This is a genomic window from Parahalioglobus pacificus, from assembly GCF_014652275.1.
Classification (GTDB): Bacteria; Pseudomonadota; Gammaproteobacteria; order Pseudomonadales; family Halieaceae; genus Parahalioglobus; species Parahalioglobus pacificus.
The window spans coordinates 117,574-135,533 of record NZ_BMYM01000002.1; the positions used below are offsets into that span (position 1 = coordinate 117,574).

Genomic DNA, 17,960 nt, shown 5'->3' on the forward strand with positions numbered 1-17,960 from the left:
TTTCTGTAAGCCATTTCCAGTAGCGTGTGACACACCAGTCAGAGAAAGGCGTCTATGCAGACCATTCTCAAGTTGGACCTGGCAGGACAACCGCGCGGTTGGCTCACCGTGTCACAGGCTGTCACTGCCTACGCCCGAGGCGATGTCGTATACGGCATCGGGGACCCCCTACCCCCGATTTTTGGTGGTATCCAACGCCTCAGTGGGCTGCGCTCGCGCATCGACATTCAGCCCATCATCGCGCTTCAAGGGCGCATCGTTAACGGATTTTCACCCCCTCTCTGCAACCGTACTCTGTTCCGGCGCGACGACTATCGCTGCCTATACTGCGGTAATCGGTTTAGCCGCTCGGAATTGACTCGCGATCATGTACACCCGGTTTCCAAAGGCGGCACTGATCGATGGGAGAATGTGGTCGCCGCTTGCAAACGCTGCAACTGGCAGAAAGACAACATGACACCAGAAGAGGCTGGCATGCCGCTGCTAGCCGTACCTTTCCGACCCAATCCGTTTGAATGGCATTTTCTCGCCAAGGACCGGATTCTGGCAGACCAAATGGACTACCTCTCTAAACAATTCAAGGCCGAACGAGACTGGGCGAACTAGCTCGCGGTTTAGCGCCTATGCCCACACTCTCCGCCCTCTGGTGGCTATAATGCTGTGATTTCCACAGTCAGGAGCGTGCTGTGTCTGAGCACCTGAACGCTATCCATCGCATGATGGAGCAGATGTCCCAGTCGGTCATTGGCCAGGAGCAGGTTGTGCGCAGCCTCACCCTCGCATTGCTGTGCAATGGCAACGTGCTACTGGAAGGCCTGCCTGGCACAGCAAAAACACGCTCTATCAAAGCCTTATCCAAGGTGCTCAGCGCGACACTGGGGCGAGTTCAGTTCACGCCAGACTTGCTTCCCTCCGATGTCACCGGCAACGAGATCTATCAGGATAACCAAGGCAAATCGGAACTGACGTTCCAGCCTGGCCCTGTATTTAGTGAACTGCTGCTCGCGGACGAAATTAACCGTGCCCCGGCCAAGGTACAGTCGGCCCTGCTTGAAGCCATGGAAGAGCGGCAGGTCACCGTAGCCGGCAAAACCTACCCGCTACCTCAGCTTTTTATGGTGTTGGCTACCCAGAACCCAATAGAGCAGGAGGGCACCTACCCACTGCCTGAAGCGCAAATGGATCGCTTCCTACTTAAGGTGAAGGTCAACTACCCCGACACTGAAGCCGAGCTGGCCATCGTACGACTGCTTCAGGCGGAGGAGAGTGATAGCGCTGAGGCAATGGAACAAATCTCTTCCAGTCATGTCTTCGCCGCGAGGGAGGCCATTCAAACCCTAAAACCCAGCCCAGCCGTTGAGCAGTATCTTGTCGATCTGGTCCTGGCAACGCGCAACCCGGCCAACTACGGTGAGCAGCTGGCACAATGGATTGAAACGGGCGCCAGCCCCCGCGCCAGCATTGCCCTGCACCGTGCTGCACGCGCAAATGCCTGGCTGTCAGGCAGGGACACCGTTATGCCCGGTGACGTGCAAGCCGTTGCTCACCCGGTGTTACGCCACCGCTTGATACTCAGCTATGACGCCCTAGCCGACGGCGTAGACCCGGATGCGATCATTGATGAACTGCTGTCTCAGGTGGCTGTCGCCTAACCTGACATGCGGCAGCCAACCGATTCACAGGTCTATATCAGCCTGCGCGACTTGGCTCGGCTGCGGTATAAGGCACGCGGCTTTAGCTACTTACCGCGCCAACCGATAGGCTCCCTGCTGGCGGGCCGGAAACGCTCGAGACTGCGTGGTCGCGGACTAGATTTTGATGAACTGCGCCATTACCGCCCGGGCGATGATATCCGGACCATGGATTGGCGGGTGACAAATCGGACCGGCAAACCCCACGTACGCGTCTACCGCGAGGAGCGAGATCGACCAGTGTTCCTGGTGGTCGATCAGCGGCTATCCATGTTCTTTGGCAGCCAATCGCGGATGAAATCCGTGGTGGCCGCAGAAGTGGCAGCGCTCACCGCATGGCGAGTAACCAGTGTGGGTGACCGCGTGGGCGCGATCATCTTTAATGATTCGAAACGCCACGAGAGTCGACCCGCTCGCAGCAGTCAGCGTGTGATGGGTTGGCTGGGTGAGCTCACGCGCATGAACCAGGCACTGTCGGTCGATACTGAGCTCGGTGGCAGCGAACACGCGTTGAATGGCGCGTTGCAGTTACTCGAGCGCTCCATCGGCCATGACTATCTGGTTATCGTGATATCCGATTTCCACGGTTGGAACGATGCAACCCTGTCCAGCTTGCGTAGACTGAGCCAGCACAACGATGTGGTCTGCTCGCTGATATTCGATCCGCTGGAGCGTGACATCTCTGCCGCCGACCAATTGGTGGTCAGCGATGGCCAGCTGCAGCTGGCGGTGGAGCCCGCAGAGCAGGACTTGGGCGAACGGTTTACGGAAACCTTCGATAATACGTTCAATCGGGTGCAGGCGACACTGAAGCGCTACGACATACCGGTGATGTCGATAGACACCGTGGCATCACCGGTCGAACAGATTCGAGACACACTGGGCGGCGGCAGGCCACGATGAGCGCGCCCGAACTGCCCGCCATTTTTGGCAACTATGCACTCGGCGACTTTAACGAGGTTATCCCGCCAACGGACATCAGTTGGTGGCCCGCCACGAATGGCTGGCTTATCGTCGCAGCGCTGGCCGGTTTTTACGTGGCAAAACTTGCCTACCGCAAACTGCGCCTCTGGTGGCTCAATCGTTATCGGCGTGAAGCCAGACAAAGGCTCAGACTAATCTCAAAGGGCCCCGCCCAAGGGCAAGCACTGGTTGAACAGCTCAATACCCTGCTCAAGCTGACGGCGATGCAGGCGGATTCACGTCAGGCCGTCGCCGCATTATCCGGAGAACATTGGGTTACCTACCTGAACAATCGCTGCGAATCGGCACCGTTCGATGCGCTCAACGCGCAATTTCTGGCAAGGGGAAGTTATCAGGCACTGCCAATGGACCCCACCGGGCGAATAGCCCTGTTGACGTGTTGTGACACATGGCTAATCCAGCACAGGAATGCACACGCATGATCGAGCTGGCCCACCCCTGGCTACTACTGCTACTGCCCTTGCCGCTGCTAATGCGCCTATTACCCCCGTACCGCGAGAGCCGGGATTCCGTGAAAGTCCCGTTTTTCGACAGGTTGGTATCGCTGAGCCACATACGCCCCGAAACCGGCGCCATGATTTTGCGTCGCAACCGATTGCAGAAAGCGCTGGTAAGCCTCATGTGGCTGGCCTTGGTCGTGGCGGCCTGCAAGCCGCAGTGGGTAGGGGCTCCCATTGAACAGCAGAAATCCGGGCGCGATCTGATGATCGCTGTGGATCTGTCGGGTTCAATGGAGGAGCAGGATTTTACGCTCCCCGACGGCAGCGCCGTGGACAGGCTGGAGGCCGTCAAGTATGTACTGGCAGAGCTCGCCCACCAACGTCCCTCAGACCGCCTGGGACTTATCGTCTTTGGCAGCGCGGCCTATCTGCAGGCGCCCTTTACGGATGACCACGCCGTGTGGTCTTCACTGCTAGCCCAAACCGAAATCGGGATGGCAGGACAAAGTACGGTATTCGGTGATGCAATCGGGCTCGCCATAAAGCTCTTCATTGAGGGGGATTCGGATAATCGGGTACTCATCATCCTGACTGACGGTAACGATACGGGTAGTACAGTGCCGCCTGTTGATGCCGCGAAAGTTGCCGCCACTCACGACATACGGATTCATACGATTGCTGTCGGTGACCCCGCAGCGGTGGGTGAGGAGGCCCTCGATCTAAAAACATTGGCACGGGTTGCAGAATTGACCGGTGGTCAGGACTTTCAGGCACTGGACCGCGACCAGCTGGAGCAAGTGTACAGTGCCATCGCCGCGCTGGAGCCTGCGCAGTACGAGACCGTCAGCTTCCGACCACGGCAAAGCCTGCATTGGGTACCGGTAGGCATTGCTGTGTGCCTGTACTGGTTGTTCCACAGCTGGAATGCGCTGCGAACCTGGCGGTCCGGGAGGCGCGATCATGCCCTTTGATGCCGACTGGCTGAGCTATTTCCATTTCCTCAGGCCGTGGTGGGCTGTGCTCATCGTACCCTGGGCACTCATCATCCTCGTGATGAATCGGCGCGCAGAGGGAAATACCCAGTTCGAGGGCATCATCGCACCTCACTTGCTCAAACACCTGCGAGTCAAACGTTACCAATCGAATTGGTTCAATCCGCGGCGATTTACCGAGGCCATCACGGTATTACTCATCATCGTTCTGATGGGACCCAGTTGGCGGCAGCAGGATTCGCCACTCAGTGAGGACGCCTCGGCGCTTGTCATACTGCTGGATGTCTCAGCATCGATGCGCCAGCGTGACGTGCAACCGAGCCGGCTCAGACGCGCCAAGCAAAAAATCAGCGATCTACTGAGCCTGCGTCCCGACAAAAAAGCTGCACTCATCGCGTATGCCGGTAGCGCGCATACCGTGCTGACGCTAACGGCAGACCGGGACATTCTTAACCAGTATGTCGCAGCCATTACCACGGACATTATGCCCAGGCCCGGCAAGTTCCCCGAGTACGCCCTGCCGCAGATCGACAAAATACTGTCGGACAGCAGTGCACCTGCCACCGTCGTGATGTTCACGGACGGCACCAGCGTGAATGCGGAGCAGGCATTCAGGGAGTACTTTGACGCTCGCCCGCACCAACTGTTGATCGTGGGAACTGGCGACGCTGATCAAGAGTCGGACATCCCGCTGGCCGATAACGCACTCAAGGCGCTGGCTCGCGCAAGCGGCGGTGACTATGTGTCGCTAACGGTGGATGACCGCGATATGAGGCAAGTCAACCGACGGGTGGAAAGCCACTACGTGGTGCTGGACGATAACAGTTTGCCGTGGCTGGATAGTGGCTACCCGCTAGTATTCCCGGCTATGGCGCTGTTCCTTCTCTGGTTTCGGCGAGGCTGGACGTTGACCTGGTGCTGGATAGTACTCCCCGCCCTACTTAGCGCGGGCGCTCCGCCCGCACTTGCCGTTGAATCGCTCAGCGCCAGCGACACAGTCGCAGCTGCAGCCGAGGAGAGTTCGCCTAAGAATGAGGCTGAGCAGCCTCCCTCAGGTACGTCTGGACCAGAAACACCCACCATTGCCCGTCGCGCTCTCGACTGGTTTGCAGACCTCTGGCTAACACCCGATCAACAAGGACGCGTGTTGATGCAGCTGGGCCACTACACGGAGGCCGCCCAGCAGTTTGAAGACACGCAATGGATCGCGCTGGCAAACTACTATGCGGAGGATTTTCTCATTGCTGCCGAATACTTCGCGCGCAGCGACACGGACAATGCGCTGTTCAATGAGGCCAATTCCCGTGCGCACGCACGAGACTATGTGCGTAGCGTGCATCGCTACGATCGCCTGCTGGCCCGTTCTCCTGATTTCCCAGGCGCCCAAGCCAATCGTGACAAGGTCCAGGCACTCATCGATGAAATCAACCGAATCAGCGAGAGCCAGCAACAGGAACAAGGAGTTAGCGGGGAGGACGTAGAGCTGTCGCCGGAAGACACGATTCCTGCACAGGGCGCCGACGAACTCAGCTGGGAGAAAGAGTCGCTGTTGCAACTGAGCGCGGAGGATATTCTGGGCAGCCCGGAGACGGCAGCGATGTGGCTAAAGGCCGTACAGCAGGACCCCAGCGACTTCCTTGCGATCAAGTTCTCCATGCAGTTAGAAGCCAGTGCTAATGGCGCGAGCGCTACGAGTGGCAACGCCGGGGATGCTCAGCAAAACGGTGATGATCCATGAGCGTGCAAACAGGCCCTTGGGGTAATGAAATGCGGGCTAACATCGACGCAGCACCAAAGGTTATTCACCGCTTGTGGCATCAAGCTATTCTAGGAGTGCTGCGCACTGTGCTGTGCCTGGGTTGCCTCGTCTGCACAGCGCTGTTCCCCAGCGACCTCAGAGCCGCCAGCCCGCAAGACTTAATCCGGCAAGGTGATCTCACCATCAATACGAGTGTTATTGCGGGTGGTTCGGTGGTGCCAGGCCAAAAGATCGGGTTGCGGATAGAACTTGCGACCACCCGCTGGTTTACCGGTGGTACGCGCATAGAGATTCCGGAAGTTCCCGGACTGGTGATACTGCAGACCGAACAGTTTGCCAGTAACGCCAGTGAGGTCAGGGCCGGGCAAACCTGGGTAATACAGCGCTGGACACTAGACGTGTTCCCGCAGCAGGCCCAGTCGTTTACTGTTGGGCCGATACCGGTTCAGGTGAGTGTTAACGCGGGAGGCAGCGACAGCGCTAAAGGGCAGGTTTTTGCGCCGGCAGTCAACTTTACCGCAGCCATACCCGATGCGCTCTCTGATGGAGTGGCGGATGGAGAAACCTGGGTGGCATCGCCCACCTTCGCTGTCGAACAGTCGTTCGATCGTAACCTAGATGGGCTGAGCGTTGGTGATGCCGTCGAGCGAACTGTGCGTTTTGAGGCTAACGATGTGCTGGCGATGATGTTACCGGCGCTCAACGATCAGGGAGCCGCCGGCGTCACCGCCTACCCCTCTCCCCCCGTGCTGGACAACAGAAACAATCGGGGCACACAGACGGCACGGCGCACAGAAGTCATCAGTTATGTTGTACAGGTCGCCGGCACATGGACGTTGCCTGCACAGCGCTTCCACTGGTGGGATACGCAGAGCCAGGCACTGAAGGCAGTGGAACTGGGGGCGATCACATTCACAGTCGTTGCAAGTGAGGGTGAGACTTCCGACGGTCAATCTGCCTTCACACCGAGCCCAAAGGCGCTCCTACTCACGCTACTGGCCCTAATCGTGGCTGGCATCAGTGTGTTCTTATTACGAAAACTGCCCAAACCGCCCTATCCGTGGTTTCGCGCAGCCTGGGATCGTCTGCACCGCGCACTGTCTGTGGCGCTCAATCCGGTCTTGCCGGATACCATTAACCCCCGGATGCCGCCGACCGAGTCAAAAACGCGTAAGCGCTGATCTCACAGCGCAAGTGCTGCTCTCGCTGCACCGCAGTCTCTCATGCAGCACCTGCGCTACGTACCACCAATGGGCTTAGAACACCCGATCGCTCAGGAAAAATCGCTGAGCCTCTAGCCTTAGCTTGTGCGCCATCAAACCCTTCTCAATCAAACTCGTGTTTATCAGCCTCCTATTTATCAGCCCCTAAAGTAACGCTGCGGGCTAAACGGCATACGCGTCACCGTGACGGGTATCATTTTCCCGCGCACATCCACCTGCAAGGGCGTACCGGGTTCACCCAATGCGCGGGAAACATAGGCCATTGCTATAGGTCCACCCACGGAAGCGCCATAGCAGGCAGAACAGATCTCACCCACGCGATTGCCGTCGGCATCGAGCACAACCTGCCCATCACGCACCGGCCGCTTGCCCTCCACGGCAAGGCCCACGCGACGCAGGGCTGGCTTATTCTCCATGCGATCGAAGATCACCTCGGCACCGGGAAAACCACCCGGGCGAACTCCGTCGGCGCGACGCGCCTTGCTGATCGACCACAACAGGCCAGCCTGCACAGGGTCTATAGTCTCCGACAGCTCGTGCCCGTAGAGACACAACCCAGCCTCCAGGCGCAGGGAGTCACGGGCGCCAAGACCAATGGCCTCAACAGCCGGCTGCTCCAATAGCAGGCGCGCAATGGCATCCGCCTGGTCAGCAGGAATAGACAACTCGAAGCCATCTTCACCCGTATAGCCCGAGCATGTGATGTACACGGATACTCCGGCAATAGTGGCTTCGCAGCCCTGCATAAATGTCAGCGCTGCGGCTTCAGGGCTCAGGTTCTGCATCACCTCGCGGGCTTCAGGCCCCTGCAGCGCGAGCAGGGCACGATCTTCAAGCACCATCAATTGTTGGCCATTCACGTGAGCCTGCAGGTAGGCAATATCCGCCGCTTTACACGCCGCGTTCACCACCAGGAAGAAGCGTTGCTCGCCCCAGCGCGTGATGATCAGATCATCCTGAACCCCACCCGCCTCATTCGTGAACAGCGCATAGGTTTGGCCATTGACCGGGAGGCCGTCGAGATCAACAGGTACCAGAGTCTCCAGCATGGCGACGGTGTCAGGGCCTTCAATCACCACTTGCCCCATATGTGACACATCGAACAATCCCGCCGCTTCGCGGGTATGCAGGTGCTCCTTGATAATTCCTGCGGGGTACTGCACAGGCATATCGTAGCCGGCAAAGGGGACCATCTTGGCACCCAGTTCCGTGTGGAGGGCATGCAGCGGCGTGGTCAGTAGATCCATGGGGACTCCAGCGAATGGCTCTGGTCAAATTTCGCGCCACTCTAACGGGGCGAACAATCACGCACAAGAGCGGCTATGCCACCGCTAGAGATACCTTTGGGTGTTGCCAGAGACAAATCTGGACGGATAATGGCGGCAAGATCCACAGGTAGCCTGATGACAACAGCGAATACAACAATCAGCCTCATCGGCATGCCCGGGGCCGGTAAGAGCACAGTTGGTGTGATCCTTGCCAAGGTGCTGGGGCTGAACTTTGTCGACACAGACCTGGCGATCCAGCGACGCGCCAATGCCACCCTCCAGGAAATACTTGAGGATAAGGGGTATCAATACCTGCGATCCCTTGAGGAGTCCGTCATTCTGGATACCGACTTATCGCAGTCGGTAATTTCGACCGGGGGCTCAGCCGTGTACAGCGAGGCGGCCATGCGGCGCCTTGGCGAGGCAGGCCCGCGGGTGTATCTGAGTGCAGATTTGCCCACGCTGGAGACCCGTGTGGCGGCAGCGCCACTGCGCGGGATCGCCAGCGACAGTGCCCAGAGTTTCGCAGGCGTCTATGCGGAGCGCTCTCCCCTCTATGAGCAGTATGCGGACATTAGCATCGACGCCACGGCAGGTTCTGCAGATACAGTAGCGGCGCTGATCGTTAGCGCACTGAGCAAGTAGCCGGCGCCTATGACAGGCGGGTGGCGTTGCGCGCCCTAACCGCCTGTTCGCGAACACCTCCGAACACCCGAACCGAACACCCAAACCGAACACCCCCAAACACCCTCAAGAACTAGGAGCGCCCACCTCGAGCATCCATGACTACCCGGTTGTCCGCTTTTATGGCCAGACTGCCCTCAATGACGGCGCGCTGTACCATAAACAGCGATTTTCAGGCGAACTTTGTGACCTCAAGTGATGCATAGCCGCCAGTTTTGTACAGATCCAACAGACTTGATTCTGGCACAGCGTTTGCAACGGTAGAGTACGAGCCCGCCCCGGCACCAGATTCAAGGAAGAATCGAACTGCTTTTCTGACGCGCAAGGGCAGTTGCCACGGAGACGGGCGGGCTCAGCCTATTTCTGAATCAGGTCCAAGCTTCACGGTTGTGAATGCGCGATCCAATCAAGACTGCAGGACACGGTAACGGCAAACTCATCGCGGCATCGGGAATCCCGGCCGTTACCCGCCTATGCATGCAGAGTTTTTACAGTTGACGGGGCGGCGGAGCCTGAGAGATATTTCCCCAGAGGTTACTTGGCGTAGATCATCGGAGGGTGATTTATGAAAGAGCGATCGCAAGAGCCCGCGCCCCTGGAGCCACTGGACGAAGTGTTTGAGCCGGTGCTGGGGGATATGACAGACGAGGAGCTGGAATCGTTAACGCCCCAGGCTTCCTGCAAGGCAGTGCTGGCCGCTAAGCGCAGACGCGCCGAACAGCGGTTGGAGGAAAAACGCCTGCAGGACGAGCTGGGAGATTACGACTTCGAATTCGACGATCTGTAGTTGACGTCTGGCAATGCGTCATCGGCTGCGAAGTGCCAGGCACCTCGCAGACAGGCTGCCTTCCCCCACTATTTTTGGCGCGTTTCTTTGAGTCATGCCATCGCGGCGTCTGCGGCTTCTTGCTGTTGCTGCGTTTCAAACTGCCATTCAAAGACATTCAACTCAATGAAAATAAAGGCAAACAACCACAGGCTGGCGTCCCAAAAATCCAGGAAGTCCCCGGCGTATCCCCAGTACGCCGCAGCGGCGAACAGTGTGGCGTAAAGCACATACTTGAAGTACTTGGTCACGGACATCACAGCAGCAGTGAGTGCACCCTTGAGCTGCAGGTAAACCTCAACCTCGAGTAATATTACTACCAGGATCCAGGCGCCAGCATTTATCACATCCGTCCATGCTAACCACTGGGCCGCCTGCAGTGCGGGGCCGTCAACGACGATATCGAAACCGGTAATCTGGTAGATATCTGTACCCACACCACAGTTTGCGGCGGTGAGAACTTCGTATTCGTCGATATCAATCAGGAGTGACCACCCCTGGCCGAGCTGCGTGCACAGGTCGGTGCCAGGCAATGGCGTGACTGTATGCAGGGTCAGCCACTCCGCACAATAACCGGTGAAGGCCCAGACAATCGCGGCATAACACACACTGCGGATGGCGAAGAGCACCCATTTGAGGCCACCGCGCAGCCGCGAATCGTCAAGCACCGATGTCTCGAGCTCAAACAAAAGCAGCAAAACGACCCAGGCCGCGGTATCGATAGTCGATGCGAACACCTGAATCAGCTGACTCAACTCGAAGCCGCCAGTGAAAGTATGCTCTAACGCCTTAAGCTCCTCATCGAGGAACAGGTATACGTTGAAGCACAGTAGCAAGTAGGTGATGTACTTGACCGCAGTGAAGGCGCGGTAGCGGGCATCGCTACCGAACCAGGTCTCGTGGGTTTGCGTCATTTCAGAATTTATACTTGTAACAGCAGGTGTTCTCGCTCCCAGGAGCTGATAACACGGTTGAACTCTTCAAATTCGTCCAGCTTCACGGCGGCATAGGCACGCAGGAAAAGTTCGCCGAACATATCCCGCAGCGCCGCCGTGTCGCTGAGTTTACGAAGGGCTTCTTCGAGCGTGCGGGCCACCTCAACGGCATCCTCATTGGCCGTACCCTGGTGAGGCTTGGTCGGTGCCAGGTTCTGCTGCATCCCCAACAAACCACTACCCAGCGTTGCTGCCAGTGCCAAGTAAGGGTTGGCATCGGCGCCGGGGAAGCGATTTTCCACCCGCATCGCTGCAGGCTCGCTATTGGGCACCCGGAACGCAGTGGTGCGATTATCAAAGCCCCAATTCAGGTTGATGGGAGCAGAGATATCCGGCGCCAGCCGCCGGTAAGAATTCACGTTCGGCGCATACAGACTGATCAGCTCCGGTGTGTACCGCTGCAGCCCGCCGATGTAAGACATGAAGGCATCGCTGGGCTCGCCGTTACCATCGGCGAATATGTTTTTGCCCGTCTCTGCGTCGAGCAGGCTCTGGTGGATGTGCAGGGCACTGCCGGGTTCACGCTGCATGGGTTTGGCCATGAAGGTGGCGTACATGCCGTACTTATGTGCCGTTTCACGCACTGTGCGCTTAAACACAAATACCTGATCAGCGAGCGCCATAGGTTCCCCGTGACGGAAATTGATCTCCATCTGGGCCGCACCGTTCTCGTGAATCAGTGTGTCCACATCCAACGCCTGGGCATCGGCATAGTCGTACATGTCCTCGACGAAGTCCTCGAACTCCGCCACCGCATCAATACTGTAGGAAAGACGAGCTGACTCGCGTCGGCCCGAGCGACCGGTCGGTGGCGTGAGCTCGCTGTCGGGGTCGGTATTCCTAGCAACCAGGTAGAACTCTACCTCGGGGGCAATCACAGGCTTTAAGCCCGCGGATTCGTAAAGTTTGAGAACACGGCGCAAGACACTGCGACTGGCCAGCGGATGGAGTTCACCGTCCTGGGTGTAGCAATCGTGGATAATCTGGGCGGTGGGTTCACGCGCCCAGGGGACGAGCCGCATGGTGCTCGGATCCGGTTTGAGGATCATATCGGTATCAGTGGGCTCGACAAACTCCCAGTGCTCGTCCGAATACTCGCCGGTGACTGTCTGCACCATGATGCTTTCAGGTAAGCGCGGGTCGTCGCCGTCGAGAAATTGGTGCGCAGGGATAAATTTGCCCCGTGCATTGCCGGTCATATCGGGCACCAGGCACTCTACTTCCGAGATCTGGTGATCGCGCAGCCATTGCTTGATGGCCTGATTGTCGCTGTCCATATACTGTTGCTATTAACCAAAACCCCAGTATCTACCTGCTGCAGGCGTGGCCACAAGTTTTGTTACCCCTATTGTGGTATCCGATAACTCAAGCTCTCGCTGGGATAATGCCCCTATGAACACACAGACCCATGTCGACTCCTGGTATGCCGCCAGCGCCAATCAGGCACCCAAATTCCCCTCACTTAGCGGCCACGTTAACGCAGACGTCTGCATTGTTGGCGGCGGTTACACAGGCCTGTCCAGTGCCCTGCACCTCAGGAAGCGCGGTTACCGCGTGGTACTGCTGGAGGCCAACAGCGTGGGCTGGGGCGCATCCGGGCGCAATGGCGGGCACGTGGGCACGGGCCAGCGAGCCGATCAGGAGACGCTTGAGTCCATGCTGGGGCTGGATCATGCAAAGGCGCTGTGGCAATTGGGCCTGGAGGCCGTAGACACCGTTGTTGACCTGATTGAAGAGAACAATATTCAGTGCGAATTGAAGACGGGCAACCTGCACGTAGCCTCAAAAGCCAAGGAAGTACCGGGCCTTGAAGAGGAGGTTGAACACCTGTCCACGGTATACGGCTACGACAAGATGCAATTCGTGCCCGGCGCAGAACTGGGAGCACTCACATCTGGCAGGGGCTTCCACGCGGGCATTGTGGATACCGGCTGTCGCCACTTGCACCCCCTGAACTATGCACTCGGCTTGGCTCGCGCTGCCGCAGATGCCGGTGCACAGATCTATGAAAGCACCCGAGCGCTGTCATATAGCGATGGCGACAAGGTGACGGTAGAGGCGCCTGCAGGCTCTGTCACGGCTGACTTTCTCGTCATAGGCTGCAATGGTTACCTCGAGCGTTTTGCACCCAAAGCGGCCGGCCGCATCATGCCCATCAATAACTACATGCTCGCGACGGAGCCGCTGCCGGAGGATCTGGCCAGGCGTTTGATCCGAGACGACACCTCCATGTCGGACAGCCTGTTCGTCATCGATTACTGGAAACTCTCCGCTGATAACCGCCTACTCTTTGGCGGCGGCGAGACGTACACCCGCAAATTCCCATCGGATATCAAGGGCTTTGTCCGAAAGTGCATGTTGCGGATCTACCCTGAGCTTGGTGACACCACCATTGAGTATGGCTGGGGCGGCACACTGGCAATCACCCTCAACCGCATGCCTGACTTCGGCCGTCTGGCGCCTAACGTGTTTTATGCGCAAGGCTTCTCCGGTCACGGTGTGCCCACAGCCACTTTTGCCGGCAAGCTCATGGCCGAGGCAATAGGCGGTACAGCCGAACGTTTTGACGTTATGGCGAGCGTCCCGTCACGCCCATTCCCCGGCGGCACGCTTTTACGCTGGCCGGGCCTGGTTGCCGGCATGCTCTTCTATGCACTCCGTGATCGCATCGGCTGATTTCGGCCTTATATTGTTCAATATTTGGTCAATCTTGGGCTGACTTGTGGCGAGCCCTGGCTAGTGCGCGAATCCATGTAAATTTTACCGCTTTTTACTTTTTCACTACGCGTTTCTGCGCGATAGTGTATACCCCAGTGGAGCTATACCTCTAACAAAACACCGCTCCATCAACACAACAAAGAATCAAAAAACAAAAACCCAAGGTAGGTGCACACTATGAAAGCCTTCACCCCTAAAGCACTGGCTCTGGCCGTTGCCGCGCAGGTCGCTGTAACTGCAGGTTTTAGTCAGTCTGTTGCTGCGCAAGAAGAAACCGCACTCGAAGAAGTGGTCGTAACGGGGACTCGCCGTGAGGCGCGCTCCGTGTTCGACTCTGCCGCGCCCATCGATGTTATCGGTGGCGAGGAATTCCGGAACCAGGGCGCCAGCGATATGACCACGCTGCTGCGTAATTCAGTACCGTCTTACAACGTCAACAACCAGCCCATCAGCGACGCAGCCACCGTCGTTCGCCCAGCGAATATGCGAGGTCTGGCTTCAGACCACACGTTGGTGCTGGTCAACTCCAAGCGTCGTCATCGCGCAGCCGTCATTTCGTGGCTCGGTAATGGTGTCAACGACGGTGCCCAGGGCGCCGATATCTCCGTGATTCCCTCCATCGCAGTAAAACAGGTAGAGGTACTTCGTGACGGCGCGGCCGCTCAGTACGGCTCCGATGCGATTGCCGGTATCGTCAACTTCATTTTGAAGGACTACGATGAAGGCGGCTCTCTGGAAGCCAAATACGGGCAGTATGACGAAGGTGGCAGCGACGAAGCCCGCTGGTCAGTCGCCGGTAACATCGGCCTCCCCTTTACAGATAACGGCTTCTTCAACGCCAGCTTCGAGTACGGTGAGGCGGACCCAACCAGCCGCTCTATACAGCGTGATGACGCTGCGGGCCTGATCGCTGATGGCAACACCGAAGTGGCGAACCCCGCTCAAGTATGGGGTAACCCCGAGATCGAGGATGACCTGAAAACCTTCTTCAATATGGGGCTGGAGTTAAGCGATAGCTCTGAGTTCTATAGTTTTGGTAACTATGCATCCAAGACGGTTACCGGCGGCTTCTACTTCCGTAACCCCAATACGCGCGGCGCCGTCTTTAGCCCCGATGGCGGCGAAACTCGCCTGGTGGGAGACGAGACTGGCGATATGTCCGGCAACTGCCCCACCGACCTGGCTGTGGGTGATGCACAGGGCCTGGCCGACGTCATTGCCGATCCCAACTGTTTCGTGTTCAACGAACTTTTCCCCGGTGGTTTCACCCCAAGTTTTGGTGCTGATACGGAAGATGCATCTTTCGTGGCTGGCGTTAGGGGCACTGCCGACAGTGGGTTGGCATGGGATATTAGCGGTGGTGTTGGCTATAACGAGGCCGACTTCTTCATCTTCAACACAGTGAACGCATCCTTGGGTTCTCGCTCTCCCATCAGCTTCGACCCCGGTTCTTACGCGCAGCTGGAGAAAAACTTCAACATTGATGTGAGCTACCCGATTGAAGTGGGTTTCCTGGCCTCGGACTTGAACATCGCCGGTGGCTTCGAATGGCGTGACGAAGAGTTCGAGATCGGCATCGGCGATGAAGCATCTTGGGAAATCGGCCCACTGGCCGATCAAGGCTTCTCCGCTGCCTCTAACGGCTTCCCTGGCTTTGGCCCCCTCGCTGAGGGTGAATGGAGCCGTTCCAACATCGCTGCGTACGTCGATTTGGAAGCAGACATTACCGACCGTTGGTTGGTGGCCGCAGCGCTGCGCTGGGAAGACTTTGATGACTTCGGTACGACTACCAACGGCAAGATCGCGACGCACTTCGACATTACCGACAGTATTGCCATCCGCGGAACTTATAGCACTGGCTTCCGCGCGCCCACGCCCGGACAGTCAAACGCGTTCAATGTCTCCACGGAGTTTAATCTGTCCACAGGCGACCTCGAGAACAACGGCACCATCCCGTCAGTCAGCCCCGTGGCTCAACTGCGTGGCGGCCAGCCACTGGATCCCGAGGAGTCAACCAACTACACCTTCGGGGTGATTGGTCAGTGGGGCGACTTCAGTATCACTGTTGACTACTTCAACATTGAAATTGAAGACCGTCTGGGTATCTCCCAAAACTTTGTCCTGACAGATGAAGAGCGCGAAGCCCTGATTGAAGAAGGCGTCGCCGGTGCAGACAGCTTGGCAACATTCCGCTTCTTCACCAACGGTATCGAGACCCAGACCGAAGGTTTTGATGTGGTTGCCACCTACGCACTGGACTCTGACTTCGGCTCTACGACTTTCAACCTGGCATACAACCAGACCGAAAATAGCGTCGAGGACTTCGTACCCGGTATCATTGACGGCGTGCGCATTCAGGAGCTGGAAGAGGCTCTGCCTGAAACCCGCTGGAACCTGATGGGTACTCACCTGATGGATAACTGGCGCTTTATGGCCCGCTACAGCTACTTCGATGACTGGTACGATTCCGAAGACCAGCTCACATATGACGGTTACGGCATGGTAGATGCTGAAGTGGCCTATAGCTTCGACGCAGGCCTGTCGATCGTCGTTGGCGCGGATAACATCCTCGACGAGACCCCGGACGAGAACCCCAACGCCGCCGCTGGCGTGGGTAACGAGTTCAGCCAGTGGTCACCGGGCGGCTTCAACGGCCGCTTCTGGTACACCCGTCTGGTGTATGACTTCTAAGTCACATCTCGAACCACTAACGGGAGCTTCGGCTCCCGTTTTTTTTGCTAATCATTCGCTTGCTGTATCATCGGCCCAGATTATAGATTCAAAGATTGCAATGGATAGTCAACAGCTCTCAATCAAGGATGCACTGCACCTTGCTAAGAAACACGCCAAAGCGGGTAACCACCGTTCTGCGAGGGACATATACCAGCGGATACTGGCCGTGCACCCTAATCACACCGGCGCAAAGCGGGGACTCAAAAAGCTGCCCGCTGACATTCCCAGTGGTGACAGTTTCAAGGCAGATATGACCAATCTGACTGATATGTATGCCAGGGGGGACCTAGAATCCGCACTCAGGCTCGCAAATACTCTGTGTCGCAAGCATAAAACTCAGCCCATGCCCTTCAGTTTGAAAGGCGCGATCCTGACACACATGGATAAGCAAAGTGAAGCGATAAAGGCTTACAAGAAAGCCATCAAGATTGACGAAAACTACCTCGATCCCTGGATCAACTTAGGTATGGCACAGATGCTGAATAACCAGATGGATGAGGCATTCGTGACATACCTGCATGTGATAAAAAAATCTCCCGACAACATTCCAGCTTTGATCAACCTAGGCCGTATTTACTCGACGCGCGGACAGTATAAAGCAGCGCAAAATTGTTATGAGCGGGCTTTAACGCAGTCGCCGAAAGCTGTAGAAGCGCTGGCCGGACTGGGGGCTGTGCTCTGTCAGCTTGGAAAGGAAAAAAGAGCACTGACACTGCTTCGTGAAGCCGTAGATTTAAAGCCGGATTACACCGAAGCACGAGTAGACTTCGGCGTGACGCTGCGACAAATGAATCTTTTCACGGCAAGTTTGGAACAATTGTCCACCGCAGTAGAGCTTGAGCCGGAAAGTAGCAATGCGAACCTACAACTAGCGCTTTCTTTAACGGCATTAGACCGACAGGAAGAAGCCATTCCACACTACGAAAGTAGTATCGCTCATTCGCCCGGTGGGTCGAATCCGACAGCATCACATTTGTTGGCTATCGCTAGGGGTGAAAGCCACGAACTTCCACCTGAAGGTTATGTAGAGACTTTATTTAACGGCTACGCTGCACGGTTCGATAAAAGTTTGGTCGGCGATCTGCAGTACCAAATGCCAACCCTTTTAGGGGGCATGCTACAAACAGCCATTGGTGAGCGTAAATTCAATCGTGGAATTGATCTGGGTTGTGGCACCGGTCTAGCGGGACCCTTACTACGCGATCGAGTGGATAGCCTCGTAGGGGTGGATTTATCCCCCAAAATGTTGGAGAAGGCGAGTGAGCGCAACCTATATGATGAGCTCGTTGTCAGCGACATTGTCAATTACGTCAATGAAATGGAAACCACCGCCGATTTAGTCACTTGCACCGATGTACTGGTCTACATCGGCAACCTCAAGCCGCTGTTCGATGCGGTCGCAGAAAAGACTCCAGCAAACGCAATCTTCGTCATCACCACAGAGAAGCTGAACGAGGAAAAAGAGGATTTCCGCTTGTTATCCACGGGTCGCTATACCCACAGCGAAGACTATATCTTGCGTGTAGCCACCGAGGCGGGCTTCACTGTCAAATACAGTGAGGAAGCACCATTAAGACGAGAGCTTAAAGCATGGCTAACCGGTGGTTACTATTTCCTGGAGCGCGATAGCACCTAAGAATGTTCCGC

15 protein-coding genes are annotated in these 17,960 nt (G+C 57.0%); 12 read left to right on the forward strand and 3 right to left on the reverse strand.

The window, feature by feature from the left end; all coding sequences use genetic code 11:
- Positions 1 to 54 precede the first annotated feature (54 nt).
- The 7 genes from IE089_RS09280 (at position 55) to IE089_RS09310 (ending at position 7,047) form a co-directional block, all read left to right on the forward strand.
- Positions 55 to 606, forward strand: a complete 552-nt coding sequence (locus tag IE089_RS09280; protein WP_189477541.1) for an HNH endonuclease — start codon at positions 55 to 57, stop codon at positions 604 to 606.
- Between the two features lie 80 nt (positions 607 to 686).
- The gene (locus IE089_RS09285) at positions 687 to 1,652 is read left to right on the forward strand and encodes an AAA family ATPase (RefSeq protein ID WP_189477542.1); all 966 of its coding nucleotides are present in this window, start codon (positions 687 to 689) and stop codon (positions 1,650 to 1,652) included.
- Positions 1,653 to 1,658: 6 nt separating this feature from the next.
- The gene (locus tag IE089_RS09290) at positions 1,659 to 2,594 is read left to right on the forward strand and encodes a DUF58 domain-containing protein (protein ID WP_189477543.1); all 936 of its coding nucleotides are present in this window, start codon (positions 1,659 to 1,661) and stop codon (positions 2,592 to 2,594) included.
- The gene (locus IE089_RS09295; RefSeq protein WP_189477544.1) at positions 2,591 to 3,097 is read left to right on the forward strand and encodes a DUF4381 domain-containing protein; all 507 of its coding nucleotides are present in this window, start codon (positions 2,591 to 2,593) and stop codon (positions 3,095 to 3,097) included. The genes IE089_RS09290 and IE089_RS09295 overlap by 4 nt, the downstream gene beginning before the upstream one ends.
- Positions 3,094 to 4,086: a vWA domain-containing protein gene (locus IE089_RS09300; RefSeq protein ID WP_189477545.1), complete on the forward strand. Its 993-nt coding sequence runs from the start codon at positions 3,094 to 3,096 to the stop codon at positions 4,084 to 4,086. The genes IE089_RS09295 and IE089_RS09300 overlap by 4 nt, the downstream gene beginning before the upstream one ends.
- Entirely contained in the window at positions 4,076 to 5,845 is a 1,770-nt protein-coding gene (locus IE089_RS09305) for a VWA domain-containing protein (protein WP_189477546.1), read from the forward strand. The genes IE089_RS09300 and IE089_RS09305 overlap by 11 nt, the downstream gene beginning before the upstream one ends.
- Positions 5,842 to 7,047: a BatD family protein gene (locus tag IE089_RS09310; RefSeq protein WP_189477547.1), complete on the forward strand. Its 1,206-nt coding sequence runs from the start codon at positions 5,842 to 5,844 to the stop codon at positions 7,045 to 7,047. Before IE089_RS09305 ends, IE089_RS09310 begins: the two co-directional genes overlap by 4 nt.
- 179 nt (positions 7,048 to 7,226) lie before the next feature.
- Here the strand turns inward: IE089_RS09310 and gcvT are convergent, their stop codons facing one another.
- Positions 7,227 to 8,336, reverse strand: coding sequence for a glycine cleavage system aminomethyltransferase GcvT (gene gcvT / locus IE089_RS09315; RefSeq protein ID WP_189477548.1), 1,110 nt, complete (start codon positions 8,334 to 8,336; stop codon positions 7,227 to 7,229).
- Between the two features lie 156 nt (positions 8,337 to 8,492).
- Here gcvT and IE089_RS09320 point away from each other — a divergent pair, with 156 nt between their 5' ends.
- Positions 8,493 to 9,002 carry a shikimate kinase gene (locus IE089_RS09320; protein WP_189477549.1) on the forward strand — a complete coding sequence of 170 codons (510 nt, stop codon included), beginning with the start codon at positions 8,493 to 8,495 and terminating at the stop codon, positions 9,000 to 9,002.
- A gap of 604 nt (positions 9,003 to 9,606) precedes the next feature.
- Positions 9,607 to 9,828, forward strand: coding sequence for a PA3496 family putative envelope integrity protein (locus IE089_RS09325; RefSeq protein WP_189477550.1), 222 nt, complete (start codon positions 9,607 to 9,609; stop codon positions 9,826 to 9,828).
- A gap of 92 nt (positions 9,829 to 9,920) precedes the next feature.
- Here the strand turns inward: IE089_RS09325 and IE089_RS09330 are convergent, their stop codons facing one another.
- Positions 9,921 to 10,781: a hypothetical protein gene (locus IE089_RS09330; RefSeq protein WP_189477551.1), complete on the reverse strand. Its 861-nt coding sequence runs from the start codon at positions 10,779 to 10,781 to the stop codon at positions 9,921 to 9,923.
- Between the two features lie 8 nt (positions 10,782 to 10,789).
- On the reverse strand, positions 10,790 to 12,139 hold the full coding sequence (locus tag IE089_RS09335) for a glutamine synthetase family protein (protein ID WP_189477552.1): 1,350 nt from the start codon (positions 12,137 to 12,139) through the stop codon (positions 10,790 to 10,792).
- Between the two features lie 115 nt (positions 12,140 to 12,254).
- Here IE089_RS09335 and IE089_RS09340 point away from each other — a divergent pair, with 115 nt between their 5' ends.
- From IE089_RS09340 to IE089_RS09350, 3 genes are all read left to right on the forward strand, one after another.
- The gene (locus tag IE089_RS09340; RefSeq protein WP_189477553.1) at positions 12,255 to 13,538 is read left to right on the forward strand and encodes an NAD(P)/FAD-dependent oxidoreductase; all 1,284 of its coding nucleotides are present in this window, start codon (positions 12,255 to 12,257) and stop codon (positions 13,536 to 13,538) included.
- Between the two features lie 219 nt (positions 13,539 to 13,757).
- On the forward strand, positions 13,758 to 16,271 hold the full coding sequence (locus IE089_RS09345; protein ID WP_189477554.1) for a TonB-dependent receptor plug domain-containing protein: 2,514 nt from the start codon (positions 13,758 to 13,760) through the stop codon (positions 16,269 to 16,271).
- A 100-nt stretch (positions 16,272 to 16,371) separates the two neighbouring features.
- Positions 16,372 to 17,949, forward strand: a complete 1,578-nt coding sequence (locus IE089_RS09350) for a tetratricopeptide repeat protein (RefSeq protein ID WP_189477555.1) — start codon at positions 16,372 to 16,374, stop codon at positions 17,947 to 17,949.
- Positions 17,950 to 17,960 lie beyond the last annotated feature (11 nt).